Source organism: Blastococcus atacamensis, from assembly GCF_002938425.1.
Lineage (GTDB): Bacteria > Actinomycetota > Actinomycetes > Mycobacteriales > Geodermatophilaceae > Blastococcus > Blastococcus atacamensis.
On record NZ_POQU01000015.1, the window covers coordinates 1 to 24,822 of the forward strand.

At 72.6% G+C, this 24,822-nt stretch carries 22 protein-coding genes; 13 read left to right on the forward strand and 9 right to left on the reverse strand.

What is annotated here, in order from left to right; translation table 11 throughout:
• The first annotated feature begins 160 nt into the window (after positions 1-160).
• Entirely contained in the window at positions 161-412 is a 252-nt protein-coding gene (locus C5508_RS05985; RefSeq protein ID WP_332872181.1) for an inositol monophosphatase family protein, read from the forward strand.
• Positions 413-495: 83 nt separating this feature from the next.
• Positions 496-1,404, forward strand: a complete 909-nt coding sequence (cysD, locus tag C5508_RS05990) for a sulfate adenylyltransferase subunit CysD (RefSeq protein WP_104524042.1) — start codon at positions 496-498, stop codon at positions 1,402-1,404.
• Here the strand turns inward: cysD and C5508_RS05995 are convergent.
• Positions 1,395-1,622 (reverse strand): hypothetical protein, encoded by a 228-nt coding sequence (locus tag C5508_RS05995; RefSeq protein ID WP_104524043.1) that lies wholly within the window; start codon positions 1,620-1,622, stop codon positions 1,395-1,397. The genes cysD and C5508_RS05995 overlap by 10 nt on opposite strands.
• A gap of 68 nt (positions 1,623-1,690) precedes the next feature.
• Here C5508_RS05995 and C5508_RS06000 point away from each other — a divergent pair, with 68 nt between their 5' ends.
• Positions 1,691-3,028, forward strand: a complete 1,338-nt coding sequence (locus C5508_RS06000) for a sulfate adenylyltransferase subunit 1 (RefSeq protein ID WP_198597914.1) — start codon at positions 1,691-1,693, stop codon at positions 3,026-3,028.
• Positions 3,029-3,121: 93 nt separating this feature from the next.
• On the opposite strand, the gene C5508_RS06005 is transcribed toward C5508_RS06000, so the two are convergent.
• The 3 genes from C5508_RS06005 to C5508_RS06010 form a co-directional block, all read right to left on the reverse strand.
• Positions 3,122-4,471, reverse strand: coding sequence for a cytochrome P450 (locus C5508_RS06005; RefSeq protein WP_104524044.1), 1,350 nt, complete (start codon positions 4,469-4,471; stop codon positions 3,122-3,124).
• Between the two features lie 94 nt (positions 4,472-4,565).
• A complete protein-coding gene (locus C5508_RS19835) occupies positions 4,566-4,730 on the reverse strand; it encodes a hypothetical protein (RefSeq protein WP_198597915.1) in 165 nt (54 codons plus the stop codon).
• Between the two features lie 96 nt (positions 4,731-4,826).
• Positions 4,827-5,216 (reverse strand): ATP-binding protein, encoded by a 390-nt coding sequence (locus C5508_RS06010; protein WP_104524045.1) that lies wholly within the window; start codon positions 5,214-5,216, stop codon positions 4,827-4,829.
• Positions 5,217-5,425: 209 nt separating this feature from the next.
• On the opposite strand from C5508_RS06010, the gene C5508_RS06015 reads away from it, so the two are divergent.
• The gene (locus tag C5508_RS06015; protein ID WP_104524046.1) at positions 5,426-5,776 is read left to right on the forward strand and encodes a hypothetical protein; all 351 of its coding nucleotides are present in this window, start codon (positions 5,426-5,428) and stop codon (positions 5,774-5,776) included.
• 64 nt (positions 5,777-5,840) lie between these two features.
• Here the strand turns inward: C5508_RS06015 and hrpA are convergent, their stop codons facing one another.
• Complete coding sequence (gene hrpA, locus C5508_RS06020) at positions 5,841-9,806, reverse strand: ATP-dependent RNA helicase HrpA (RefSeq protein ID WP_104524047.1); 3,966 nt, start codon at positions 9,804-9,806, stop codon at positions 5,841-5,843.
• Positions 9,807-9,987: 181 nt separating this feature from the next.
• On the opposite strand from hrpA, the gene C5508_RS06025 reads away from it, so the two are divergent.
• From C5508_RS06025 to C5508_RS06035, 3 genes are all read left to right on the forward strand, one after another.
• Entirely contained in the window at positions 9,988-10,491 is a 504-nt protein-coding gene (locus tag C5508_RS06025; protein WP_104524048.1) for a MarR family winged helix-turn-helix transcriptional regulator, read from the forward strand.
• On the forward strand, positions 10,488-12,245 hold the full coding sequence (locus tag C5508_RS06030; RefSeq protein WP_104524049.1) for an MDR family MFS transporter: 1,758 nt from the start codon (positions 10,488-10,490) through the stop codon (positions 12,243-12,245). Before C5508_RS06025 ends, C5508_RS06030 begins: the two co-directional genes overlap by 4 nt.
• 120 nt (positions 12,246-12,365) lie before the next feature.
• Complete coding sequence (locus C5508_RS06035; RefSeq protein ID WP_104524050.1) at positions 12,366-14,162, forward strand: acyl-CoA dehydrogenase; 1,797 nt, start codon at positions 12,366-12,368, stop codon at positions 14,160-14,162.
• Between the two features lie 69 nt (positions 14,163-14,231).
• Here C5508_RS06035 and C5508_RS19840 read toward each other — a convergent pair whose 3' ends face one another.
• Positions 14,232-14,402 (reverse strand): hypothetical protein, encoded by a 171-nt coding sequence (locus tag C5508_RS19840; RefSeq protein WP_198597916.1) that lies wholly within the window; start codon positions 14,400-14,402, stop codon positions 14,232-14,234.
• A gap of 201 nt (positions 14,403-14,603) precedes the next feature.
• Here C5508_RS19840 and C5508_RS06040 point away from each other — a divergent pair, with 201 nt between their 5' ends.
• Together C5508_RS06040 and C5508_RS06045 are read left to right on the forward strand one after the other, a co-directional pair.
• Positions 14,604-16,082 carry an MFS transporter gene (locus C5508_RS06040; RefSeq protein WP_104524051.1) on the forward strand — a complete coding sequence of 493 codons (1,479 nt, stop codon included), beginning with the start codon at positions 14,604-14,606 and terminating at the stop codon, positions 16,080-16,082.
• Positions 16,083-16,191: 109 nt separating this feature from the next.
• The gene (locus tag C5508_RS06045) at positions 16,192-17,229 is read left to right on the forward strand and encodes a YihY/virulence factor BrkB family protein (protein WP_104524052.1); all 1,038 of its coding nucleotides are present in this window, start codon (positions 16,192-16,194) and stop codon (positions 17,227-17,229) included.
• Positions 17,230-17,295: 66 nt separating this feature from the next.
• Here the strand turns inward: C5508_RS06045 and C5508_RS06050 are convergent, their stop codons facing one another.
• Positions 17,296-18,003: a hemerythrin domain-containing protein gene (locus tag C5508_RS06050; RefSeq protein ID WP_104524053.1), complete on the reverse strand. Its 708-nt coding sequence runs from the start codon at positions 18,001-18,003 to the stop codon at positions 17,296-17,298.
• A 97-nt stretch (positions 18,004-18,100) separates the two neighbouring features.
• Between C5508_RS06050 and C5508_RS06055 the strand changes: the two genes are divergently transcribed.
• The 4 genes from C5508_RS06055 to phaZ all read left to right on the forward strand — a co-directional run bounded on the left by C5508_RS06055 (position 18,101) and on the right by phaZ (position 22,403).
• Positions 18,101-19,282, forward strand: coding sequence for an acyl-CoA dehydrogenase family protein (locus C5508_RS06055; RefSeq protein WP_104524054.1), 1,182 nt, complete (start codon positions 18,101-18,103; stop codon positions 19,280-19,282).
• A 63-nt stretch (positions 19,283-19,345) separates the two neighbouring features.
• Entirely contained in the window at positions 19,346-19,672 is a 327-nt protein-coding gene (locus tag C5508_RS06060) for a hypothetical protein (protein ID WP_104524055.1), read from the forward strand.
• Positions 19,673-19,831: 159 nt separating this feature from the next.
• Positions 19,832-21,595 carry a PHA/PHB synthase family protein gene (locus C5508_RS06065; protein ID WP_104524056.1) on the forward strand — a complete coding sequence of 588 codons (1,764 nt, stop codon included), beginning with the start codon at positions 19,832-19,834 and terminating at the stop codon, positions 21,593-21,595.
• Entirely contained in the window at positions 21,579-22,403 is an 825-nt protein-coding gene (gene phaZ, locus C5508_RS06070) for a poly(3-hydroxyalkanoate) depolymerase (protein WP_104524057.1), read from the forward strand. The genes C5508_RS06065 and phaZ overlap by 17 nt, the downstream gene beginning before the upstream one ends.
• Positions 22,404-22,410: 7 nt before the next feature.
• Here the strand turns inward: phaZ and C5508_RS06075 are convergent, their stop codons facing one another.
• Together C5508_RS06075 and C5508_RS06080 are read right to left on the reverse strand one after the other, a co-directional pair.
• Complete coding sequence (locus C5508_RS06075; protein ID WP_104524058.1) at positions 22,411-23,250, reverse strand: hypothetical protein; 840 nt, start codon at positions 23,248-23,250, stop codon at positions 22,411-22,413.
• 637 nt (positions 23,251-23,887) lie between these two features.
• Complete coding sequence (locus tag C5508_RS06080) at positions 23,888-24,817, reverse strand: oxygenase MpaB family protein (protein ID WP_198597917.1); 930 nt, start codon at positions 24,815-24,817, stop codon at positions 23,888-23,890.
• Positions 24,818-24,822: the final 5 nt, after the last annotated feature.

Consider the following 24,822-nt stretch of genomic DNA (forward strand, 5'->3'; position numbering starts at 1 on the left):
TTTTTGTTTTTTTTTTTTATGTATCCGGCGACCTCTGCGCTTTATTTGTTCTCGTTGGTGGGAGGGTTAAAGGGTGTAGAGGAGACAGACCACCGCGAGCGTCTTGTAGCCGGCCGAGGCGGAGGCCGTCGCCGCCGCGCTGGACGGCGAGCTCGTACCGCTGGGCTCGGCCGGCTACAAGACGCTCGCGGTGGTCCGCGGCGAGGTGGACGCCTACGTGCACTCCGGCGGGATGTACCAGTGGGACTCCGCGGCCCCGGTCGCCATCGCCCGGGCGGCGGGCCTGGTCACCACCCGGCTGGACGGCTCACCGCTGGTCTACAACGCACCGGACCCGTCGCTGCCCGACCTCGTCGTCACCCGGCCCGAGCTCGCCGATCGGGTGCTGGCTGCGGTGCGCGGCGGGCGATAGCGGACACTGGAGGGGAATCAGCACCGATCCGATGAGGTTGGCGCACTGTGCCGACCGCCCCCTAGCCACCGGAGCATCGCCCCGTGACCACGCCCGACTACCGGCTCAGCCAGTTGGAGACGCTGGAGGCCGAGTCCATCCACGTGATCCGCGAGGTCGTCGCCGAACTCGAGCGGCCGGTGCTGCTGTTCTCGGGCGGCAAGGACTCGATCGTGATGCTCGAGCTGGCCCGCAAGGCGTTCGCGCCGGCCCGCATCCCCTTCCCGGTCATGCACGTGGACACCGGGCTGAACTTCCCCGAGGTGCTCGAGTTCCGCGACAAGCGGGTCGCCGAGCTCGGCGTCCAGCTCGTGGTCGCCTCCGTGCCGGACGCGATCGCCGCCGGCACGGTCAAGGAGGAGCCCAACGGCTCCCGCAACCGCATCCAGACGCCCGTGCTGCTCGACGCGGTCGAGGAGCACGGCTTCACCGCCCTGTTCGGCGGCGCCCGCCGCGACGAGGACAAGGCCCGCGCCAAGGAGCGGATGTTCTCCTTCCGCGACGAGTTCGGGCAGTGGGACCCCAAGAACCAGCGCCCCGAGATCTGGGACCTCTACAACGGCCGGATCCACCTGGGCGAGTCCATCCGCGTCTTCCCGCTGTCGAACTGGACCGAGCTCGACATCTGGCAGTACATCGCCCGCGAGCAGATCGCGATCCCGCCGCTGTACCTCGCGCAGGAGCGGGACGTGGTGGAGCGCCAGGGGATGCTCTACGCCGTCAACGAGTTCATCACCCCGCGCGAGGGCGAGCAGGTGCGCCGCGAGAGCGTCCGCTACCGCACGGTCGGTGACGCGAACCTGACCGCCGCGGTGCTGTCCGAGGCCGTCACCGTCGCCGACGTCATCGCCGAGATCGCGGTGACCCGCATGACCGAGCGCGGCGCCACCCGAGGTGACGACAAGGTCAGCGACGCGGCCATGGAGGACCGCAAGAAGGAGGGCTACTTCTGATGGCCCGAGCTCTTCGCCGCCCGCCGGCGCCATCGCCGGAGCAGGACGCGCCCCACGACGGCGAGCAGCACCAGCCCCGTCGCCCAGCCCGCGACCTCCGGCGGTCGCCGTCCGTCCACGCCCAGCACGGCGCAGAACCACGTCGCCACCGCGTGGCCGGCGACGTAGCCCACGACGACGACCAGCAGCGCCGGCACCGCCGCGGCGAACACGAACATGCGCTCCCTTCCCGGGCGTCGCGTCCCAGCGTCCGCCGTGCCGCCGTCCTCTGCCAGGAGAGCTACTGATGACCGCCGCCCAGCCCGGCATCCACCCCGAGCCGCCCGTCGACGTCCACTCGCGGGCCGCGGAGCAGGCCGCCGAGATCGCGACGGCCCGCAAGGACATCCTCCGGATCGCCACCGCCGGCTCGGTCGACGACGGCAAGAGCACCCTCATCGGCCGCCTGCTGTACGACAGCAAGGCCGTCTTCGAGGACCAGTACGAGGCCGTGGAGCGCGCCAGCGCCGGTGGCGACTACGTGAACCTGGCACTGCTCACCGACGGCCTGCGCGCCGAGCGCGAGCAGGGCATCACCATCGACGTCGCCTACCGCTACTTCGCCACCCCGCGGCGGACCTTCATCCTGGCCGACACCCCCGGGCACGTGCAGTACACGCGGAACATGGTCACCGGCGCCTCGACGGCTGACCTGGCGATCGTGCTCGTCGACGCCCGCAAGGGCATGGTCGAGCAGAGCCGCCGGCACGCCTTCCTCGCCTCGCTGCTGCGGGTGCCGCACCTGGTCGTCGCGGTGAACAAGATGGACCTGGTCGACTGGTCGGAGGAGACCTTCGAGGCGATCCGCGACGAGTTCAGCGCCTTCGCCGCCAAGCTGGACATCCCCGATCTCACCGTCGTCCCGATCTCCGCCCTCAACGGCGACAACGTGGTCCGGCGCTCCGAGCACATGCCCTGGTACGAGGGCCCCTCGCTGCTGCACCACCTCGAGCACGTGCACGTCGCCAGTGACCGCAACCTGGTCGACGTCCGGTTCCCCGTGCAGTACGTGATCCGGCCGCAGTCCGACGCCCACCACGACTACCGCGGCTACGCGGGGACGGTCGCCAGCGGGGTGCTGCGCCCAGGCGACGAGGTCCAGGTACTCCCGAGCGGCCTGACGACGACGATCGCCGGCATCGACGGGCCCCGCGGGCCGGTGGACGAGGCCTTCGCGCCGATGGCGGTGACCGTGCGCCTGGCCGACGACCTCGACGTCTCCCGCGGTGACCTGATCAGCCGTCCGGCCAACGCCCCGCGCGCCACCCAGGACCTGGACGCGCTGGTGTGCTGGATGACCGACGAGCCGTTGCGCCCGCGCCAGCGGCTGGCGATCAAGCACACGACGCGCACGGTCCGCGGCATGGTCAAGGAGCTCCAGTACCGGCTGGACGTGAACACGTTGCACCGTGACGGCGACGCCGGCGAGCTCGGGCTCAACGACATCGGCCGGGTGAAGATCCGCACGACCCAGCCGGTCTTCGTCGACGACTACGCGCGCAATCGGGTGACCGGCCGGTTCATCCTCGTCGATGAGGCGACCAACGCCACCGTCGGCGCCGGGATGCTCGTCCCCGGGAGCTGACGACCCCGGCGTCCTGGCTCACCTCCCGGCGTCCTGGCTCACCGTCCACCGTGAGCCAGGACCCGGGACGATCAGCTGAGCTGATCGTCAGGATCAGCGCAGCGCCACGGGGAGGCGCTCGAAGCCGCGCAGGGTCTGCAGGTCGCGGCGCTCGGGCGGCCCTGCGACCCGCAGGTCGGGGAACCGCTCGCTGAGCGCGCGCAGGCCCACCACGCCCTCGAGCCGGGCCAGACCGGCACCCACGCAGTAGTGGATGCCGCCGGAGAACGCCAGGTGCTCGCGGGCGTTGGCGCGGGTGACGTCGAAGCGTGCCGGGTCGGGGAAGACCTCAGGGTCGCGGTTGGCCGCACCGAGCAGCACGGTCACGCGGCTGCCGGCACGCACCGTCCGCCCGCCGATCCCGATGTCGGACCGCGCCGTCCGGCCGGTCAGCTGGACCGGGCTGTCCAACCGCAGCACCTCCTCGACCGCACCGTCCCAGCCCGCCGGGTCGGCGCGCAGACCGGCCCACTGGTCGCGGTGGCGGTCCAGCAGGACGACGGCGTTGCCCAGCAGGTTGACCGTCGTCTCGAACCCGGCGCCCAGCAGCAGGAGCACGACGGCGTGCAGCTCGCGGTCGGTCAGCGCCTCCTCCGGCGGCAGCGTCACCAGGCTGCTGACCAGGTCCTCACCCGGGTCGCGGCGCAGCTGCGCGAAGTGCTCGTCGAGGAAGCCGTGCATGGCCCGCAGCGCCCGCTCGGCGGCGAGATAGCGCCGCAGCGGCAGACCGGGGTCCAGCGTGGCGGCGGCCGCTGCCCCCCAGCGCAGGAAGTCCTCCCGCCGCTGCGTGGGGACGCCGAGCAGTTCGGCGATCACCAGCACCGGCAGCTGGGCGGCGTAGGCCTCGATCAGGTCCACGCTGCCGGTGCGCCGTTCCAGGGCGTCGAGCAGGGAGTCGGCGGTGCGCCGGATCGCCGGCTCGAACGCCGTGGTGGCGCGCGGGGTGAACGCCCGGCTGACCAGACGGCGGAACCGGGTGTGGTCCGGCGGGTCGACGACCAGCATCGACGGCGGCTCGGCCACGCCGGCCGAGGCGGGGTCGTCGCCGAACTCCAGAGCCCACCGGATGACCTTCGGGGCGGAGGACCGGTCCCAGCCGACGCCGAACCGGTCGGAGCGCAGCACCTCCTGGGCGACCGCGTGCGAGGTGGTGACCCAGCCCAGACTGCTGGCGCTGAGCGGGCCGCGGGCGCGGACCTCCTCGTAGACCCCGTAGGGCTGCTCGCGCAGCGCGCGGTCGCGCATCAGCCGGCCCACAGGGTCGCCGCGCCGGGCACTGCGGGACAGGTAGACGGCGGGCAGTCCGTGGCGCACCGCCCATCGGGCGGCGGTACGGGCGGGGCGGGTCAGCGACCCCAGGGCCGATCCGGCGGGCACCCGGCTCGTCTCGGCTGTGGCGCTCATCACCGCAGTGTGTCAGCAGGCGGTCGAGCGCCGACATGACACCGCCCCCGTCCCGGGGTGCGGAACGGGGGCGGTGCGCTGATCTCGGGGCCGGTCAGGCCTCGTTCGTCGGTGCGGGCGCGGCGCTCGGGTCGCCGTCCCAGTCCTTGCCGGCGACGTCGGCGTTCTCCGACGCGCTGTCGGTCTGACCGGCAACGGCCTCGATCATCTCCTCGTCGGAGGTGCTCTCGCCGGCCGCGTGGGTGTTGGGCTCGCTCATCGCAGTCCCCTTCCTGTGGGTCGCTCCTCGACGGAGCCTCCCCGATCGGGCGGCACGGCAAACCAGCCCTGCGTCACAGCCGCGGAGCGGCGGGTATCAGAGTCGTTGCGGGCGGAGCTCGAACCAGACCCGCTTGCCGCCGCGGTGTTCCTCGCAACCCCAGCGGTCGGCGACCACCTGGACCATGCGCAGGCCGCGGCCGCGCTGCCTCTCCACGTCCGGCTCCTGGACGACCGGTCGTGTCGGGGAGCAGTCGATGACCGCCAGGCGCAGCCAGTCCTCGGAGTAGATGGCCTCGAGGGTGAGGCAGTCGGAGCCGCCCACGTGGTCGACGACGTTGGCGACGAGCTCGGTGACCAGCAGCGCCGCGTCGTCGTGGTCCTGCCGCGCTCCCCAGGCCCGGAGCAGCTCACGCACGAGACGACGGGCCACCGGCACGCTGGCGGCGGTGGGCGGCAGATCGAGACTGGCGGTGAGGGTCGACATCGGTGTGTGTTCCGTTCTGCCGGTGGGCTGGGAAGCGGCCTGGGTGCCCGGACGTAGTCCTTATCGGCAGGCCGGAGCCCGACCTGTAGGTCGGTTGCGCGCAACTGTGATCCACGGCGACCGCAACTGCAACCCCTATTGCGAGAAAGGGCAGTTGCATGCAACTGCTGTTGCAGTAGGGTCGACGGCACCCGATCCCCAGGAGCCGCATGAGCGCCCCACCGCCCCCGCCCGGCGACGACGACGCCGTCGCGGCGCTCGAAGGGCTCATCGCCCAGATCGACGTCTCCATCGAGGAGCTCACCCGGGCCCGCGCCCGGGCGGTCGAGCTCGCCGCCGCGCGTACGGCGGGACGCCCATGGTTGGACCTGGTCACGGCCGAGGCCCGCCCGCTCGTCGTGGAGAGCGTCTCCTCGGTGCTGTCGTCCCTGGCATCGGCAGGGCACGCGTGGCGCCGCGAGGAGGCGGCGGCGCTGCAGCGCGAGGACGTGAGCATCAACCGGATCGCCGCACTGTTCGGCGTCACCCGGCAGCGGATCTCGGCACTGCTGCGGGACTGAGCCCCTCCCGCGTGCACGGGCCCGCTAACCCAGGATCGCGTCGATCGTCGCGTGCACGGGCCCGCTAACCCAGGATCGCGTCGATCGCCTTGTAGATCCGCTGCTCGGAGACCGGCCGCGGCGTCCCGACGACCTGGGCGAACAGTGCCACCCGGAGCTCCTCGATCATCCAGCGCACGCGGACGACCGGATCGTCGGACGCCCCTGTCGAGGGCACCTGCCGGCGCAGCCGCTCGTAGTCCTCGGTCACCGCAGCCACCTGCTGCATCCACAGCTGGTCCCGCACGGCGTTGGCCGGGAGCTTCTCCAGCCGGTGCGTCATCGCAGTCAGGTAGCGGACCAGGTCGGGCAGCCGGCGCCGGCCGGTCGCGGCCACGAACCCACGGTGCAGCAGGCCGGTCATCTGCCGGCGGAGGTCGGCGACCGCCGCCTCCGGAACCCGCCGCCCGGGCGCGGCACCGATGGCCACGGCCACCTCACGGGCACGGGTGAGGACCGCCTCGACCCGCCGCACCGTGTCCGCCGCGAGCTGCGGCAGCTGCGCCTTCGCCGCCGTCACGAGTCCTGCGAACGCGGCCTCGTCCCGAGGCGGCCCCCCGGCCGCCGCGATCAGCTCGTCGGCGGCGGCGTCGACACAGTCGGCGACCAGGTCGGGGATCTCGCCGTCCGGGTTGAACTGCAGGGCCAGGCGCGTGGCCGGCCCCAGCCCCTTCACCACCTGCTTGACCGGCGAGCCGGCGACCAGGACGAGCAGCCGGCGGGCGCCGAGCCGGGTGAGCCGCGCCGCCTCGGCCGCTGTGGGGACGACGCGGACGCCCACCGTCGCGCCCTCGTCCACCAGCGCGAGGTGGGCCGGTACGACGTGCCCCCCGCGCTGCACCTCGACGGTCTCCGGCAGCGTGCCGAAGGTCCACGCCGTCTGGCCGGTCCGCTCGAGGTCCGACGCCGCGCGGGCCAGGCTCGCCCGCGCCTGCGGGGCCACCTGCGCCTTGAGCGCGGACAGGTCCTTGCCGGTGGCCAGCGTCCGGTGCTGGTCGTCGAGCACGCGGAAGGTGGCACGCAGGTGACCGGGCACCTGAGCGGGCTGCCAGGCATCCGGCGGCACGACCACGCCGACGGCGCGGCGGAGCTCCCGCTCCAGCGCGGGCAGCAGCGGCTCCGCGGCGTCGATCAGCGGCAGCACCGCCCGCACCCGGTCCGGGATCGGCACCAGGGCACGGCGCAGCTGCTTGGGCAGCGACCGGAGCAGCTCGGTCACCAGCTCGGCGCGCAGCCCCGGCACGGTGAACGCCAGGGTCTCCCCCGCCGTCCGCTGCGCCACCGCGTCGAGCACGCCGAGCGGGACGTCGACGGTCACACCGTCCTCGGCCGCACCGGGGTCGAACGCGTAGGACAGCGGCAGGGTCAGGCGACTGCCCCCCGCCCCGGCATCCAGCCGCACCTCGTCGGGATAGTCCTCGGGGCGCACCTGTGCGGCCGCGGCCGCGTTGGTCAGCATCTCCGGCGTGAAGGTCAGCAGGCCCGGCTGCTCGTGCCGGGCACGCTTCCACCACCGGTCGAAGTGACGGGTGGAGACGACGTCGGCCGGGATGCGGGCGTCGTACAGCTCGAAGACCGTCTCGTCGTCGACGCCGATGTCCCGGCGCCGGGCCCGTTCCTCCAGCTCGGCCACCCGCTCGAGCGCCCGCTGGTTGTCGGCCCAGAACGCGTGGTGGGTGCTCCACTCCCCCTGCACGAGCGCGTGCCGGATGAACAGCTCCCGGGAGACGACGGGGTCGATGGAGCCGTACTGCACGCGGCGGCCCACGACGACCGGCAGGCCGTGGAGGGTCACCCGCTCGGTCGCGACGACGCTGCCGCGCTTGGCGTCCCACCGGGGCTCGGAGTACTGGCGCTTCACCAGGTGGTCGGCGAGCCGCTCCACCTCCTCCGGGTCGATCCGCGCGACGGTGCGGGCGAACAGCCGGCTGGTCTCCACGATCTCGGCGGCCACGACCCAGCGCGGCGGCTTCTTGGCCAGCGGTGTGCCCGGCGCGAGGACGAAGCGGGTGTTCCGGGTGCCCAGGTACTCCCGGCCCGGCCGGCCCGGCTTGCCGTCCCTGCCTTTGACAGGCTCCACCTGCAGCCCGATGTTCGTCAGCAGGCCGGCCAGCAGGGCCGCGGAGATGCCGCGCTCGTCGGGCTCTGCCGCCGCGTCGCCGAGGTTCATCCCCAGTCGCCGCGCCGTCCCGCGCAGCTGGCCGTGCAGGTCCTGCCACTCGCGGATGCGCAGGTAGTGCAGGAACTCCCGCTTCACCGTGCGGCGGAACTGGTTGCCCGACAGCGCCTCCTGCTGCTCCTCCAGGTAGCGCCAGAGGTTGAGCAGGGCGAGGAAGTCGGAGTTCTCGTCGGCGAAGCGGCGGTGCAGCTCGTCGGCCGCCTGCTGGTGCTCGGCGGGCCGCTCGCGCGGGTCCTGGATGGTCAGCCCGGCGGCGATGACCAGGACCTCCTCCAGCACGCCCCGGCGGTCGGCCTCCACCACCATGCGCGCCAGCCGCGGGTCCAGCGGCAGGGTCGCCAGGGAGCGGCCCGTGTCGGTGAGCCCCCCGTCGGCGTCGAGGGCCCCCAGCTCCTCGAGCAGCGCCACGCCGTCGTTGACCGCGCGCCGGTCCGGCGGGTCGACGAACGGGAACTCGGCGACGTCACCGAGGTCGAGGGCGGCCATCTGCAGGAGCACCGAGGCCAGGTTGGTGCGCAGGATCTCCGGGTCGGTGAACTCCGGCCGCGCCTCGAAGTCGGCTTCCGTGTACAGCCGGATGGCGATGCCGGGGCCCAGCCGCCCGCACCGGCCGGAGCGCTGGCGGGCCGAGGCCTGGCTCACCGGCTCGATCGGCAGCCGCTGCACCTTCGTGCGATGGCTGTACCGCGAGATCCGCGCGGTCCCCGGGTCGACGACGTAGCGGATGCCCGGCACGGTCAACGACGTCTCGGCGACGTTGGTGGCCAGCACGATCCGCCGTCCGGTGTGCGGGGCGAAGACCTTGTGCTGGTCGGCCGACGAGAGCCGGCTGTAGAGCGGCACGATCTCGGTGTTCGGGAGTGCCTGCTCGGCCAGCGCGTCCTGGGTGTCGCGGATCTCCCGCTCGCCGGCGAGGAACACCAGGATGTCGCCCGGGCCCTCGGCGACCAGCTCGTCGACGGCGTCGACGATGGCGGTGACCTGGTCTCTCTCCGGGTCGTAGCCCTCGTCGTCCGCTTTCACATCGGGGTCGACGACGGGGCGGTAGCGGACCTCCACCGGGTACGTGCGGCCGCTGACCTCCACCACCGGGGCGTTGCCGAAGTGCTTGGCCACCCGTTCGACGTCGATGGTCGCGGAGGTGATGACCAGCTTGAGGTCGGGCCGCTTCGGCAGCAGCTGGGCGAGGTAGCCCAGCAGGAAGTCGATGTTGAGGCTCCGCTCGTGCGCCTCGTCGAGGATGATCGTGTCGTACTGGCGCAGCAGCCGGTCGTGCGCGATCTCGGCGAGCAGGACGCCGTCGGTCATCAGCTTGACCAGGGTGGAGTCCGACACCTGGTCGTTGAAGCGCATCTTGTAGCCGACGGCCTCGCCCAGTGGCGTCCCAAGCTCCTCGGCGATGCGCTCGGCGACGCTGCGCGCGGCGATCCGTCGTGGCTGGGTGTGCCCGATCCGCCCCGCGACGCCCCGCCCCAGCTCGAGGGCGATCTTCGGCAGCTGGGTGGTCTTGCCCGATCCGGTCTCACCGGCGACCACCACGACCTGGGCGTCCCGGAGGGCTGCGGCGATGTCCTCCCGGCGGCCGCTGACCGGCAGGTCCTCGGGATAGGTGATGACCGGGACGGCGGCCCGCCGGCGGGCGATCCGCTCCTCGGCGACGACGACGTCGGCGGCGATTCGTTCGCGCTGCCGCGCGCGAGCCTGCGGGTCCCGGGTGCGCCGCAGGCCGTCGAGCCGCCGGCGCAGCCGGTGCTCGTCGGCGATCGTCAGGGACGCCAGGCGCGCGCGGAGGTCGTCGTGCGGAGAACTCACCGGCGTGCTCGCGTTCCTCTCGGGGTGGACGGGTAGGCGGGGCAGGCCCTCAAGGGTCCCATCTCCGGCCGTCGTCCACTGTCGGCCATGTCACATGCGTGCACCGTGCACCTTGTTGCTTGCACCCTGCAACGGCTTGTACCGTGCAACTCTTCCTGATTCCTACGCGTCCGAGGTGCCCATGCCGGCTGGAAGCGCGCCCGACCGCGACGCGCACGTCGCCGTCCTCGCCGAGCAGCTGCCGCGGATGATGCGGGTGCTGCACGGGCTGAAGAGCCAGCAGACAGCCGATGCCCGCGACCGTGCCGCCCTCGTGCTGCTCTTCCCGCTGAGCCGTCTCGGCGCGCTGCGGCAGAGCGCCCTGGCCGACCTGGTGCACGCCGATCCCTCCACCGTGAGCCGGCACGTGGCCACCCTCGTGGACCAGGGCCTGGTGCGGCGGATCGCGGACGAGTCCGACGGCCGCGCCTCGCGGCTCGTCGTCACCGACGCCGGCCACGCGGCCCTCGACGACCTGCGCCGGGAGCGCGAGTCCCATCTGGGCTCGATCACCGCCGACTGGTCCGACGCCGACCTCGCCACCCTCACCGACCTGTTCGGCCGGCTCCTGGACGGCCTCGCGGCCGCCCTGCCCGCCGGCACCCCGTCCCGCCCGAGCACGTCTTCCGCGAAGGACCCCGCATGAGCCAGACCACGTCCCGCGACACCGCGGCCCAGCGTCGGGAGGCCCGCGCCGCAGCCGCGGCACCGGGTGCCGACGGCGCGTTCTCGCACCGGCAGATCGTCACGATCCTGGTCGGCCTGATGGTCGCCATGTTCCTCGCGGCGCTGGACCAGACCGTCGTCGCCACGGCCATCCGCACGATCGCCGACGACCTGCAGGGCTACGACCTCCAGGCGTGGGCGACCACGGCGTTCCTGATCACCTCGACGATCTCGACGCCGCTGTACGGGAAGCTGTCCGACATCTACGGCCGCCGGCCGTTCTACCTCTTCGCCATCGCGATCTTCGTCATCGGCTCCGCGCTGTGCGGCATCGCCGACACCATGTACCAGCTGGCCGCCTTCCGGGCCGTGCAGGGCATCGGCGCCGGTGGCCTGATGTCGCTGGCTCTGGCCATCATCGGCGACATCGTGCCGCCGCGGGAGCGGTCGAAGTACCAGGGCTACTTCATGGCCGTCTTCGGCACCTCGAGCGTCCTGGGCCCCGTCATCGGCGGCTTCTTCGCCGGCCACGACTCGATCGTCGGCCTCGACGGCTGGCGCTGGATCTTCTGGATCAACGTCCCGCTGGGCCTGCTGGCCTTCGCCTCCGTGTGGCGGGTGCTGCACCTGCCGCACGAGCGCCGCGACCACCGGATCGACTGGCCCGGCGCCCTCGCGCTGATCACCTTCCTCGTGCCGCTGCTGATCATCGCCGAGCAGGGCCGGACCTGGGGCTGGGACTCCGGTCGCGCGGTGCTCTGCTACGCGATCGGCGCGGTCGGCTTCGTGGCGTTCGTGCTCGTCGAACGGACCTACCGGGACGACGCCCTGCTGCCCCTGCGGCTCTTCCGCAACCGCAGCTTCGCCGTCAGCGGCATCGGCTCCATCGTGATGGGTGCCGGCATGTTCGGCGGGCTGCTGCTGCTCCCCCAGTACCTGCAGATCGTGCACGGCTCCAGCGCCACCGTCGCGGGTCTGCAGATGATCCCGCTCGTCGCCGGCATCATGACCGGCGCGATGAGCTCGGGCATCGCGATCTCCAAGACCGGCAAGTACAAGGTGTTCCCGCTGGTCGGCATCGCGCTGATGGTCATCGCGCTGGTCTCGATGTCGTTCGTGGTGGGCGCCGACACCTCGATCTGGGCGATCGTCCCGTTCATGGTGATGCTGGGCCTGGGCCTGGGCTTCAACTTCCAGCCGGTGATCCTCGCGGTGCAGAACGCCGTCTCCCCGCGCGAGATGGGCGTGGCGACGTCGTCGGTCACGTTCTTCCGGCAGATGGGCGGCACCATCGGCACCGCCGCCTTCCTGTCGATCCTGTTCACCCGGCTGCCCGAGGACATCGGCGCCCGGGTGCAGGACGCGGCGGCACAGGACCCGCGGGTGGCGGAGGCCGTGCAGAGCGGTCAGCTGCAGACCGGCGACCTGTCCGACACCTCGTTCATCCAGCAGCTGCCCGGCTTCCTCGCGCAGCCGTTCAAGGCCGGGTTCTCCGACTCGATCGACCTGGTGTTCCTCATCGCCGCCTGCGTGGTGGCGGTCGGGTTCTTCGTGTTCCTCTTCCTGCCCCAGCTGGCGCTGAGCAACAAGTCCGGCATCCAGGCGCGGCAGCAGAGCACGACGTCGACCCATGACGTGCACGACCCCGCCGAGCAGGCCACGGAGGCCGTCGGCGCGGCGGCCCCGACGTCCACCCCGGCGCCGGTCGGCCGCCCGGGCGACACCCAGCACTGACCCCCGAGAGTCGGGAAACCGGGGTTCCGAGGCCGCTCGGGACCCCGGTCCCCCCGCTCTCGGCGTTCGTCGGCAGGGAGCGCGTGGCCGCGGTGTCGGCCGGAGGGCGACAATGTCGTCGTGCCGTCGTCTTCCTTGATCCTGTCCCGCCGCGACCTGGACTTCCTGCTGCACGAGTGGCTCGACGTCGAATCGCTGACCAAGCGGTCGCGGTTCTCCGAGCACTCCCGGGAGACCTTCGACGCGGTCATGGACCTCGCCCAGCAGATCGCCACGGACCACTTCGCGCCGCACAACCGAACGGCGGACGAGAACGAGCCGCACATGGTCGACGGCAAGGCCGTGCTGATCCCCGAGGTGGCGAAGGCGCTGAAGGTCTTCACCGACGCCGGACTGATGGCCGGCTCGTTCGACGAGGAGTACGGCGGCATGCAGCTGCCGCACACCGTCGGGCAGGCCGTGTTCGCCTGGTTCAAGGCGGCGAACGTCGGCACGTCGGCCTATCCGTTCCTCACGATGGGCAACGCGCGCCTGCTGCTGGCGCACGGCAGCCAGGAGCAGATCGACACCTACGTGCGGCCCGAGCTCGAGGGCCGCTGGTTCGGCACCATGGCACTGTCGGAGCCGCAGGCCGGGTCGTCCCTGGCCGACATCACCACCAAGGCCGTGCCCCAGGACGACGGCACCTACCGGCTCAGCGGCAACAAGATGTGGATCTCCGGCGGCGACCACGAGCTGACCGAGAACATCGTCCACCTCGTGCTGGCCAAGATCCCCGGCGGTCCGCCCGGGGTGAAGGGCATCTCGCTGTTCATCGTGCCGAAGTTCCTGGTCAACCCCGACGGGTCGCTCGGTGAGCGCAACGACGTCGTCCTGGCCGGGCTCAACCACAAGATGGGCTACCGGGGGACGACGAACACGCTGCTGAACTTCGGCGAGGGCGTGCACACCCCCGGCGGGCAGGCCGGCGCGGTCGGCTACCTCGTCGGCGAGGCGCACCGGGGCCTCACCTACATGTTCCACATGATGAACGAGGCGCGGATCGGCGTCGGCGTGGGCGCGACAGTGCTGGCCTACACCGGTTACCTGCACGCGCTGGAGTACGCCCGCACCCGGACGCAGGGCCGGCCGGCCGGCGCCAAGGACCCGGCGTCGCCGATGGTGCCGATCATCGAGCACACCGACGTCCGTCGGATGCTGCTCGCGGCCAAGTCCTACGCCGAGGGCGGCATGGCCCTGGGCCTGTACTGCGCGCGGCTGGTCGACGAGGAGCAGACGGCCGAGTCCCCCGAGGACCGGACCAGGGCGCACCTGTTGCTCGACATGCTGACGCCGGTCGCGAAGGCGTGGCCCTCGCAGTGGGGCCTGGTCGCCAACGATCTCGCCATCCAGGTGCACGGCGGCTACGGCTACACCCGCGACTACCCGGTCGAGCAGTTCTACCGCGACAACCGGCTCAACCCGATCCACGAGGGCACGCAGGGCATCCAGTCCCTGGACCTGCTGGGCCGCAAGGTCGTCATGCAGGGCGGCGCGGGCCTGGCCCTGCTCGGGGAGACGATCACCACCACGACGGCGCGCGCCGCGGGCACGGAGTGGGCCGGCTTCGCCGACGACCTCGACGCCGCCGTGGCCCGGATGGGCGCGGTGACCGCCACCCTGTGGGGCAGCGGCGACCCCGACCTGGCGCTGGCCAACTCGCACGTCTACCTGGAGGCGGCGGGACACATCGTGGTGGCATGGCTGTGGCTGGAGCAGGCGCTGGCCTGCAAGGGCGCCACGAGCGACTTCCACGAGGGCAAGCGCGCGGCGGCACGCTACTTCTGGCGCTGGGAGCTTCCGCGCACCCGCGGCTGGTTCGACCTGCTGGAGTCCCTCGACCGCACGGTCCTGGACACCCCGGCGACCATCCTCTGAGACCCCCGACAGCGCAGCGCCCCGCCACTCCCGAGGGAGTGGCGGGGCGCTGTGGTTCTCGGGTGCGGACTACGCGCGGGCGACGCCCACTGCCTCCGGCGCGGCGGGACGCCCCGCCGCCGAGCGGCTGGCAGCGCGCTGCTCCTGCTCGTACCGGGCGGTGGACTGCGTGCCCATCGCGATGACCAGGGCCGTCAGGAACAGGAACCCCAGAAGGGCCACGGCCGGCCACAACATCATCAGAAATCTCCCCCATGCATTTCGGTCGCCACCGCCGGGTCACGGGCGAGGCGGTACGTCGTCGAGGGGCTCTGTCCCCCGAACACCTGCGTCTCAATCGTCCGATCAGGTACTTCACCTGACACGGTGTGAGCGGAACCACACCGAGAGGTGGTACTGCGCGCCGTCCTGGGCGCTGCGGCTGCATGGTCTGATCGACACGTGTCCGACCCCACAGCCGCCGGCACCCGCCCCGCGGTCCTGGTCGTCGCGCTGTCCCTCGGGGTGACCACCCTCTCGCTGCTGCAGAGCCTCGTGGTGCCCTCGCTGGGCCGGATCGAGGAGCAGCTGGACATCTCCGCCTCCGCGGCCGGCTGGGTGCTGACCGCCAACCTGCTCGCCGCGGCGGTGCTGACCCCGGTCCTGGGGCGGCTCGGGGACCTGCGCGGCGAGCGGCCGGTGATCCTCGGCATCCTCGCGGCGATCTCGCTGGGGACGCTGCTGGCGATCGTCACCGAGTCGCTGCCCCTGCTGCTGGTCGCCCGCGTCCTCCAGGGCGCCTCCTACGGCCTCTTCCCGCTGTCGATGAGCGTGCTGCGGCGCGAGCTCCCCAAGGAGCGGCTGAGCGTGGCGATGGCGGTGGTCAGCAGCACGCTGGCGGTGGGCGGTGTCGTCGGGCTGGTCGCCACCGGGCTGCTCACCGGCGACGACGGCGACTACCGGCACGCGTTCTGGGTCGGACTCGCCGTCGGCCTGGTGTCCCTCGCCCTCGTCGCGTGGATGCTGCCGCACCACCCCGGCACGGCGTCCGGCCGGATCGACTGGTGGGGGGCGCTGGTCCTCGGCGCCGGCCTGGTCCTGCTCCTGCTGCCCCTCTCGCAGGGACCGAGCTGGGGCTGGGCCACGCCCGGCACCATCGGCTGCCTGGTCGGATCCGTCGTCGTGCTCGCCGGCTGGGTGGCCCTGCAGCGGCGCACCGCCGAGCCGCTCGTCCGCCCGGCGATGCTGACCGACCGGCGCACCGTCGTCCCCAACCTGGCGGGGCTCATGACGGGGATCGCGCTGTTCGCCTCCTTCCTCGCCGTCCTTGCCTACGTCCAGTCGCCGCCGGAGGTCACCGGTTACGGCTTCGGCGCCGGCGTCCTGGAGGCGGCCGTCGTCTACCTGCTGCCCGGTGGGATCGCCGGCATCGCCGTCGCCCCGTTCGCGGGCCGCCTCGTCGGCCGGTTGGGTGCCCTTCCCACGCTGGTGGCCGGCGCGACCTGCGGCGTCGTCGGGTTCGGGCTGCTCGCCGGGCTGCGCGGCGAACCCTGGCAGGTCGTCCTCGCCGGGCTGCTCACCCAGCTCTCGGTGACGGTGGCCTACGCCGCCCTGCCTGCCCTGGTCGTGCAGGCGGTCCGGGAGGACGAGACCGGTGTGGCCAACGCGGTCAACTCCATCGCCCGGTCCGTCGGGCAGGCACTCGGCAGCACGCTGGCGGTGACCTCGATCGCGGCGAGCGTGGACCCGGCCACCGGTCTGCCCCGGGCGATGGCCTTCACCCTCGTGGCCCTGATCGGCGTGGTCGCCTCCCTCGTCGTCGTGGGGATCGCGGTGGCGGGCCTGCGCGCCGGCCCCGGCCGCGGGGACGGCGCAGCCGCCGGGGAGGAGGCGGCTCCCCCCGGAGCCGGCGAGCGGTCGCCGGCGTCCGGGCTCCGCTGAGCCCGGCGTCGCGACCGATATGGAACCGTCACCGGCGCGTCCGGCATGGAACGGGAACGTCCGGGGAACCGAGGGGGACGACCGCCCTCGCCGACCGGAGGACTTCTTCATGGCCCGAGCCACCGGCTCGTCCAGCCGCACTGCGGCGGACTCCCGATCCCCAGGCAATCATGCCGCCGACCCGGCGCCGGACGACGACAACGTCAGCGGCACGCGCTCGGACTTCGCACCCACCGGCGCCGACCCGAAGCCGACCACCGGGGGCACCCTCAAGCGCACGCTGAAGGAGTTCAGCGAGGACAACCTCACCGACTGGGCCGCCGCCCTCACGTACTACGGCGTCCTCGCACTGTTCCCGGCCCTGGCCGCCCTCGCCTCCATCGTCGGCCTGTTCACCAGCCCTCAGCAGCTCAGCGACGCGCTGACCACGGTGGTGCCGGAGAGCGCCGCCGACACCCTGGGACCGGTCATCGACCAGGTCGCCGGCAACGACACCGCCGCCGGCATCGGGCTGATCATCGGTCTGGCCGCCGCCATCTGGTCGGCATCGGGCTACGTGGGCGCCTTCACCCGAGCGGCCAACGTCGTCTACGAGACGCCCGAGGGCCGCAAGGTGTGGAAGCTCAAGCCGCTGCAGCTGCTGGTCACCCTGATCGGTGTGCTGTTCGCCGCCGTCATCGTGGCGTTGCTCGTGCTCAGCGGCCCGGTGGTCGATGCCATCGCCTCGGCCGTCGGGATCGGCGAGGCCGGCCAGACCGTGTGGAGCATCGCCAAGTGGCCGGTCATCCTCGTCGTGCTGGCGCTGATGATCGCCGTCCTCTACTACTCGACCCCCAACGTGCGGCTGCGCGGCTTCAAGTGGGTCAGCCCGGGGGCCGGTGCCGCCATCCTGGTCGCGGTGGTCGCATCGGCCGCGTTCGCGTTCTACGTGGCCAACTTCAGCAACTACAACGCCACGTACGGGGCCCTGGCCGGTGTCGTGATCTTCCTGATCTGGTTCTGGCTGATCAACGTCACGCTGCTGTTCGGCATCGAGCTCGACGCCGAGATCGAGCGGACCAAGGAGCTCAAGGACGGCGTCCCGCGCGCTGACAAGGAGATCCAGCTCGACGCCCGCGCCGAGCCCAAGGACAAGCAGACGACGTAAGCGTCGGCCCCGCTCCAGTCGCGACGGTGGCCCTCTCCCGATCGGGAGAGGGCCACCGTCGCGTTCTCAGCGGCTGGTCGGCGGCTCGTCGCCCCGGCGGGACAGTGGCACCCGCTCGACGACGGCCGCGACCGTGGCCAGGCTCTTGCTCACCGCGCGTCCGGCCGGGACGAACCGCTCGGGGGCGCGCCGGACGCCCGCGTCGACCAGGTCGCGGGTGCGGTCGATCAGCGAGAGCGGCAGTCCCGAGAGGGCGTTGCCCGGCGGACGGCGCGACACCGTCGGGTGCGGCCGGGTGGGCGAGATGCGCGCCATGAGCGCCCAGCGGCGGCCCAGTGCCCGGAGCTCCTCCAGGCTCAGCGCCTCCTGCAGCTTCGGGAAGAGGACGTCCTCCTCGTCGCGCACGTCCTCGCGGAGCACCTCGACCAGCCGGCGCAGCCGAGCCGGTCGCTCCGGGGAGTCCAGCCCGTCCCGCTCCAGGGCGCTGACGAGCTCGTTGACCTCCTGGTGCTCCTTCTCGATCTGCAAGGTCAGCGCGTCGCCGTCGGGCAGCACGCGCCGGATCACCGGCCACAGCACCGTCTCCTCGGCGAAGGCGTGGCTGAACACCAGCCGGTCGATGCGGTTGAGCACCTCCTCCTGCGCGGTGCCGGTGCTCCCGTCCAGCTCCTGGAGCAACTGGTCGAGCTGGACGTGGTCGCGGCGCTGGCGGGCCAGCACGCTGCCGGGACCGCCGAGCTCCTCGACGGTCTGGTCGGCGATGGATCGGGTCACGGGGACGCCTCCTGGCTCTCGGGTCTGCCTCCTCCGTGCCCGCTCGCCCGCCCGCGCATGCCCGGTTGCCGCCGCATCCGCCGGGTAGGTGGCTGCGATGACCGACCGCTCGACGATCACCTCCGACTTCTACGACCTCGAGGCCCTCCTCGACGACGACGAGCGGGCCCTGCTGCACCGGGTGCGCTCGTTCATGGACGAGCAGGTGGAGCCGGTGATCAACGAGTACTGGACGCGTGGCGAGTTCCCGCGCCAGCTGATCCCCGCGATGGCGGAGCTCGGCATCGCCGGCAACCCCTACCGCGGCTACGGCTGTCCCGGCAGGTCCCAGCTGGTCGACGGGATGATCGCCATGGAGCTGTCCAAGGGCGACCCGTCGATCTCGACCTTCATGGGCGTGCACGGCGGGCTCGCCATGGGGTCGATCTACCTGTGCGGCTCCGAGGAGCAGAGGGAGCGCTGGCTGCCGGCGATGGCGCGCATGGAGCTGATCGGCGCCTTCGGCCTCACCGAGCCCGAGCACGGCTCCGACGTCGCCAAGGGTCTGCAGACCACCTGCCGCCGGGACGGCGACTCGTGGGTGCTCGACGGCGAGAAGAAGTGGATCGGCAACGCGAGCTTCGCCGACCTGACCATCATCTGGGCCCGCGACGTGGAGTCCGAGCGCGTGCTCGGGTTCGTCGTCGAGCAGGGCACGCCGGGCTTCACCACCGTCGACCTGAAGGACAAGATCGCGCTGCGGGCGGTGCAGAACGCGCACATCACGCTCGAGGGCGTCCGGGTGCCGGAGGAGAACCGGCTGCAGGAAGCGCACAGCTTCCGGGAGACGGCGAACGTGCTCCGCATGACCCGTGCCGGGGTGGCGTGGTCCGCGGTGGGCTGCTCGCGCGGTGCCTATGAGCACGCGCTGCGGTACGCCATGGGCCGCCAGCAGTTCGGGCAGCCGATCGTGGAGTTCCAGCTCGTGCAGGACCTGCTGGTGCGGATGCTCGGCAACATCACCGCCTCGGCGGCCATGTGCGCCCGCCTCTCGCACCTGCAGGCGGTCGGTGAGATGACCGACGAGCAGGCGTCGCTGGCCAAGGCGTTCTGCACCATGCGGATGCGGGAGACCGTCGGCTGGGCCCGCGAGCTCATGGGCGGCAACGGGATCCTGCTGGAGAACCACGTCGGCCGGTACGTGGCCGACGCCGAGGCGATCTACAGCTACGAGGGCACCCGCGAGGTGAACACCCTCATCGTGGGCCGCGGCGTGACGGGCGCCAGCGCCATCGTCTGAGTGGGGCGGGCCGACACCGCCGACTTGCCCGGGGCGAGCGCGCGGCCGCTCTAGGGTGCCGGCGTGCTGATGGCGATCGGTGTGGTGACGGGACTGCTCGCGGGTCTCTGGTCGACGTCCTTCTGGGGCCTGCGCAAGGCCGACCGGATCCTCCCGGAACTGCTCGTCGTCGTTCTCGCACTCCTCCCGGTCGCCTTCGCCTGGGGGCCCGAACTGTTCGGGTGGCCGTCGCCGGGGTCGATCGCCGAGTCCACCGGGGCGGTGACCGACCGCGCCGGCCACTGGCTGCTCGTGACGATCGAGTTCGGAACTGCGGCGGCCGTCGTGGCGGTGCTCCTGCGGACGGGCGTGCCCCGGCGGCTGGAGAGGTGGTCGCGCGAGCCCGAGTGACGCGATCCGGCCCGGAGCCGGGACGCGCCTGGAGGAGCGGCCGCCTCGCCGACGGCCTGCCGGTCCTCCGCCCCTGTGGTTGAGTGGTAGGGGTCACATCCGCGCCTCTCGGGACGGCATTCCGGCTCCCCTGCAGGCGGCGCGCGGAAAGGAACCACCATGGCCCAGCCCGCCACCGAACCCGCGCAGAACGCCTCCGCTCCCCCGCGGGAGCGGCCCGAGGCCGTCCCCAGCACCGGCACGCCCGAGGCGGCCGCCGAGGCCGCGACCGGCCTGGACATGGTGCTGGTCGACGCGGCCCGAGGGCCGCTGCGCCGGCTCGTCCCGCCGGCCGGGACGGCGCTGCGCTTCGGGTCCTCGCTGGCCCGCAGGCCCGGGACGGTGGCGCGCCGGGCCGGCGAGCTGGCCGGCGAGCTCGGCCGGATCACCACCGGCCGCTCGGAGCTCGCCCCGGGGAAGAAGGACAAGCGCTTCGCCGACCCGGCATGGAGCGGCAACCCGCTGCTCAAGCGCGCCATGCAGCTGCACCTGGCGACCGCCCGCACCGCGTGGGAGCTGATCGAGGACGCCGACCTCGACTGGCAGGACGACGAGCGGATCCGGTTCACCGCGACGAACCTCGTCGACGCGCTGGCCCCCAGCAACGTCCCGTTCCTCAACCCGCTGGCGCTGAAGGCGACGATCGACACCGGCGGCCGCAACGTCGTCGAGGGCGTGCGCCGGCTGGTGTCGGACCTGACCGCGCCGCCGCGCGTGCCCTCGATGGTCGAGCCGGATGCGTTCACGGTCGGCGAGGACCTCGCGGTGTCGCCCGGCGCGGTCGTCTTCCGGACGCCGGTCTTCGAGCTCATCCAGTACCGGCCGACGACGGAGAAGATCCGCTCGCTGCCGCTGGTGATGGTGCCGCCGACGATCAACAAGTACTACATCACCGACCTGGCGCCGGGCCGCAGCATCGTCGAGCACTACGTGGCCGCCGGCCAGCAGGTCTTCATGATCTCGTGGCGCAACCCCGACGAGCGGCACGCCGACTGGGACCTCGACACCTACGGCCAGGCCCTGCTCGACGCCATGGACGTCGTGGAGCGGATCACCGGGCAGGAGCAGGTCGCCGTCCAGGCGTTCTGCTCCGGCGGGATCATCACCGCGATGGTGCTGGCCCACCTCGCCGCCATCGGCCGGCAGGGCCGGGTGCGGGCGGCCAGCTTCGCCGTCACGGTGCTGGACTGGTCGAAGGCGGGCACGGTCTCGGCGCTGATGGACCCCGAGGCGGTGGAGGCGGCGACCGAGCGGTCCCGCAAGAAGGGCTACCTGGACGGCGCCCAGTTGGCCGAGGTCTTCGCGTGGCTGCGGCCCAACGACCTGATCTGGAACTACTGGGTCAACAACTACCTGCAGGGCAAGCCGCCGCCGAACTTCGACATCCTGTTCTGGAACGCCGACACGACCCGCATGTCGGCCGGCCTGCATCGCGACTTCATCGACGTCGCCGTCCGCAACGCCCTGACCGAGCCGGGCGAGGTGTCGATGCTGGGCTCGCCGGTGGACCTCTCCGCCGTGACGGTCGACACCTACGCCACCGCCGGGGTCGCCGATCACCTGTGCCCGTGGCAGGCCTGCTACCGCACCACCCAGCTGCTGGGCGGCGAGAGCCGGTTCGTGCTCTCGACCAGCGGCCACATCGCCTCGCTGGTGAACCCGCCGGGCAACCCGAAGTCGACGTTCCAGGTGGCGGAGTCCACCCCGCCGGACCCGAACGCGTGGATGGAGGCCGCCGAGACGGTCAAGGGATCCTGGTGGCCGGACTTCATGACCTGGCTCGGGGACCGCTCCGGCGAGGAGATCGATGCGCCGACCGAGCTGGGTGGGAACGGGCTGGACGTGCTGGCCGAGGCGCCGGGGACCTATGTCTTCGACAAGTAGCCCGGACGTCGTCAGGAGCCTCACCGTCGGCGGCCGGACGATCCGGGTGGCGGTGCGGCAGGGCACCGACGAGGACGTGCCCCCGCTGCTGCTCATGAACGGGATCGGCGCGAGCCTCGAGGTCCTGCAACCGCTGGTCGACGCCCTGGACGCCCGGCGCACCGTCGTCCGGTTCGACGTCCCCGGAGTAGGTGGCTCGCCGCGGCCCGTCGTCCCCTACGTGCTGTCCACGCTGACCCCGGTGGTCGCCGGCGTGCTGAGCAAGCTGGGACACGACGAACCGGTCGACGTGCTCGGCCTGTCGTGGGGCGGCGGGCTGGCCCAGCACTTCGCGGTGCAGCACCGACGCCGCTGCCGCCGACTGGTGCTGGCCGCGACGGCGACCGGCTCGCTGATGGTCCCGGCGCACCCGCGGGTCCTCGCCCGCATGCTCACACCCCGCCGGCACCGCGACCCGGCCTATGCGCGGCAGATCGCCGGCGACATCTACGGCGGCACGATGCGCACCGAGCCCGATCGGGCGGCTGCCGCACTGCACGCCAACACCCGCGTCGGCCCGAAGCGGGGCTACTACTACCAGCTGGCGTCCAGCGCAGGGTGGAGCTCGCTGCCCTTCCTGCGGTTGATCCGGCAGCCCACGCTGGTCATCGCCGGCGACGACGACCCCATCATCCCGGTGGTCAACGCCCGCGTGATGGCCCGTCTGCTCCCCCAGGGACGGCTGCACGTCTACCGCGGTGGCCACATCGCCCTCATCACCGAGGCGCAGGAACTGGCTCCGGTGATCGAGCGGTTCCTCGACGAGTGAGCGCCGGTCAGCCGCTCCCGGTGACCAGGTGCCCGCCGGCCGGGCCGTACGGCTGGACGGTGAAGCCCATCCGCTCCAGGACGGTGACGACGGCGGCGGTCATCGCCTGCTGCACAGCGTCGCCGGCCTCCGCGCCGCGCACCTGCTGGACGCTCATCCGGTCGTGCTGCCGCCAGGCGACGAGCAGGCCGCCGGCCTCGGGCCGCGGAGAGAGGCAGGCACCGCCGGTCCCGCGTCCCTCGCCGGTGTGCCCGTCGCAGTCGTGCAGCGGCAGCCCGGCCTCCAGCAGCGCCGCGGTGACGTCGACGGCGAGCGTCGTCAGGGCGTCGTCGTCGCTGATGAGCTCGGTCCACTCCTCCGGCAGCCGGTCCAGCTGGTGGCCGAGCTCGTCCAGCCAGACGCGCTCCTGTGGCGACTGCCGGGGGACCACGCCGCCGTCCTCGCGCTGGGCGCCGTAGACCGATCGCGCGCTCTCCGGGAGGCCGAGGGCGAACGCCGCCCAGTCGGCGTCGATGACGTCGGAGAACGGGCCGGCGAGCGGTGCACCGGGACCGTCCACCAGCCACCAGCCGGTTGCCATCGGGGCCACCGTCGCCAGCCGGGCAGAAGGGTGCGTGCCCACGGCGACCGGCGTCGGCACCGCCGCGACCTGGGTGGCACCGGAGCCGCCGGCGGGGACCTGCGCGGTCGGCGGGACCGCCGCGGCGGCCGGCGCCGACTTCTGCCGCTGCGCCTGCACGCCGTTGCGCTCGAACTCGTAGCGGGCGGTGGAGCTGGTGCCCAACGCGACGACGAGTCCGACGCTGCTCAGCAACGAGACCGCCAGCCAGATCAGCTCACCAGGCACGCCAGGCTCCTCGCGGCCCCTCGCCCCAGGCAGCCGCCCGCTGAGCCCAGGTCTGCGCACGCGCCGCGAAGCCCGGACCGGCCGACGGGGCCGGCGTCGGCAACTCGTACGTCATGAGGTCCAGAACCAGGGCCAATCCGTCGTCGGGGCGTCCCGCAGTGGGGACAGGGGTGGAAACCGGAAGGCCGGGCGCGTTCACGGAAGAGCTCCTCTGGGTCGTGCTCCGCGGCTGGGGAAGCGCCGCGGACAACCCGAAGGCTAGGGATTCGAGGGGTTCCCGAGAGCCTTTCCGGGACACCTCGAGGTCGCCCCGTTTCCCATTCGTTGCGCAGGGCCGCGCAACCGGTCGACGACCCGTTCTCCGGCCCGACGCCTTGTCGACAAGTCCCTGGATTTGCAGCGTGGAAGCCGGGATTCCGGGATCGGTCATCCCGGTCGGATGCGGAACACTCCGGCGTGTCGGAGGGGGCGGGCGGATTCGCGATCCCGCCGTCCCTTCCTCCATCGGCACCCCTCCGCGCACCCGGCACCGGCGAACCGCCCTGGAGTGGTGCTCGGGCAGGAAGGGGATCGAGTCGCGCCTGAGGTCGAGGGCGATCCCTCCCGGGAGACCCATCACCGTGACCGGCAGAACCGCTCAGTCGGCCCACTCGGGTGCCGGCCCGGTGCCCAGCCGCCACCGGGCCGCCCGCTCGGACGGGCTCGACGGGCCGAGCGCCAGGCTCATCGCGCGCAACTGCAGCCGGGTCACCGCCAGCTGCCCCCGGTCCGCCAGCGCGTTCCCCGACCGGCCGGGCACGCCGGCGAGCGGGGCGATGGTCGGGGAGACCAGTCGCGCGGCGGCGGAGGAGAAGCCGGAGTAGACGACCCGTTCGGGTGCGCTCAGACCGGGCGGTGCGGAGAGGAAGGCCAGCAGGTCCTCCGGCACCGGCTCCAGGAGCGGGGCGTACGCGGCCAGCGCATCGGCCAGTTCTGCTCGTGTGGCGGGCAGGTCGGTGGCACCCAGCGCTGCGGCGCTGCGGGCCCACTGCCGAACGTAGGCATCGCCCCACCGGGGACCGAACCGGCCCATGTCCCGGCCGACCGCCGTCTGCGCGGCCAGGAACACGTCGGTGAAGGCCAGGTGCACCCAGCGCAGGAGGTCCGGGTCGCCGGCGGAGTAGGGCCGGCCGTCGTCGGCGGTCCCGCGCACGGTGCGGTGCATGGCGCGGACGCGGGCCGATTCCCGCTCCGCCAGTTCGGCGGAGCCGAACGTGCTCACCACCAGCCAGCGGGCGGTGCCGGCCAGCCGCTTCCACGGGTCCTCGCGGTAGGCCGAGTGCCGCTGCACCCCGACCAGCGCCAGCGGGTGCGCACCCTGCCCGAGGAGTGCGGCGACGCCTCCGACGAGCGTGGAGAGGTCACCGTGCACCCGCCAGACGACCCCGTCGGGGTCGAACCAGCCCGGTCCACTGCCCACCCGGGCGATGTCGCGCACCCAGGCGGGGGCGCCGGTCGGGTCCCCGGACACGCGGGCGCGGAACATGGCCCGGGTGCGCACGGCGAGGTCGCTGAGCAGGAAGGTCACGGGAT

Bases quoted from the DNA above. Each gene is read 5' to 3' on its own strand.
- C5508_RS05995 (WP_104524043.1), bottom strand. From the start codon at position 1,622: ATGTTCGTGTTCGCCGCGGCGGTGCCGGCGCTGCTGGTCGTCGTCGTG.
- C5508_RS06000 (WP_198597914.1), top strand. From the start codon at position 1,691: ATGACCGCCGCCCAGCCCGGCATCCACCCCGAGCCGCCCGTCGACGTC.
- C5508_RS06005 (WP_104524044.1), bottom strand. From the start codon at position 4,471: ATGAGCGCCACAGCCGAGACGAGCCGGGTGCCCGCCGGATCGGCCCTG.
- C5508_RS19835 (WP_198597915.1), bottom strand. From the start codon at position 4,730: ATGAGCGAGCCCAACACCCACGCGGCCGGCGAGAGCACCTCCGACGAG.
- C5508_RS06010 (WP_104524045.1), bottom strand. From the start codon at position 5,216: ATGTCGACCCTCACCGCCAGTCTCGATCTGCCGCCCACCGCCGCCAGC.
- C5508_RS06015 (WP_104524046.1), top strand. From the start codon at position 5,426: ATGAGCGCCCCACCGCCCCCGCCCGGCGACGACGACGCCGTCGCGGCG.
- C5508_RS06025 (WP_104524048.1), top strand. From the start codon at position 9,988: ATGCCGGCTGGAAGCGCGCCCGACCGCGACGCGCACGTCGCCGTCCTC.
- C5508_RS06030 (WP_104524049.1), top strand. From the start codon at position 10,488: ATGAGCCAGACCACGTCCCGCGACACCGCGGCCCAGCGTCGGGAGGCC.
- C5508_RS19840 (WP_198597916.1), bottom strand. From the start codon at position 14,402: ATGATGTTGTGGCCGGCCGTGGCCCTTCTGGGGTTCCTGTTCCTGACG.
- C5508_RS06045 (WP_104524052.1), top strand. From the start codon at position 16,192: ATGGCCCGAGCCACCGGCTCGTCCAGCCGCACTGCGGCGGACTCCCGA.
- C5508_RS06055 (WP_104524054.1), top strand. From the start codon at position 18,101: ATGACCGACCGCTCGACGATCACCTCCGACTTCTACGACCTCGAGGCC.
- C5508_RS06065 (WP_104524056.1), top strand. From the start codon at position 19,832: ATGGCCCAGCCCGCCACCGAACCCGCGCAGAACGCCTCCGCTCCCCCG.
- phaZ (WP_104524057.1), top strand. From the start codon at position 21,579: ATGTCTTCGACAAGTAGCCCGGACGTCGTCAGGAGCCTCACCGTCGGC.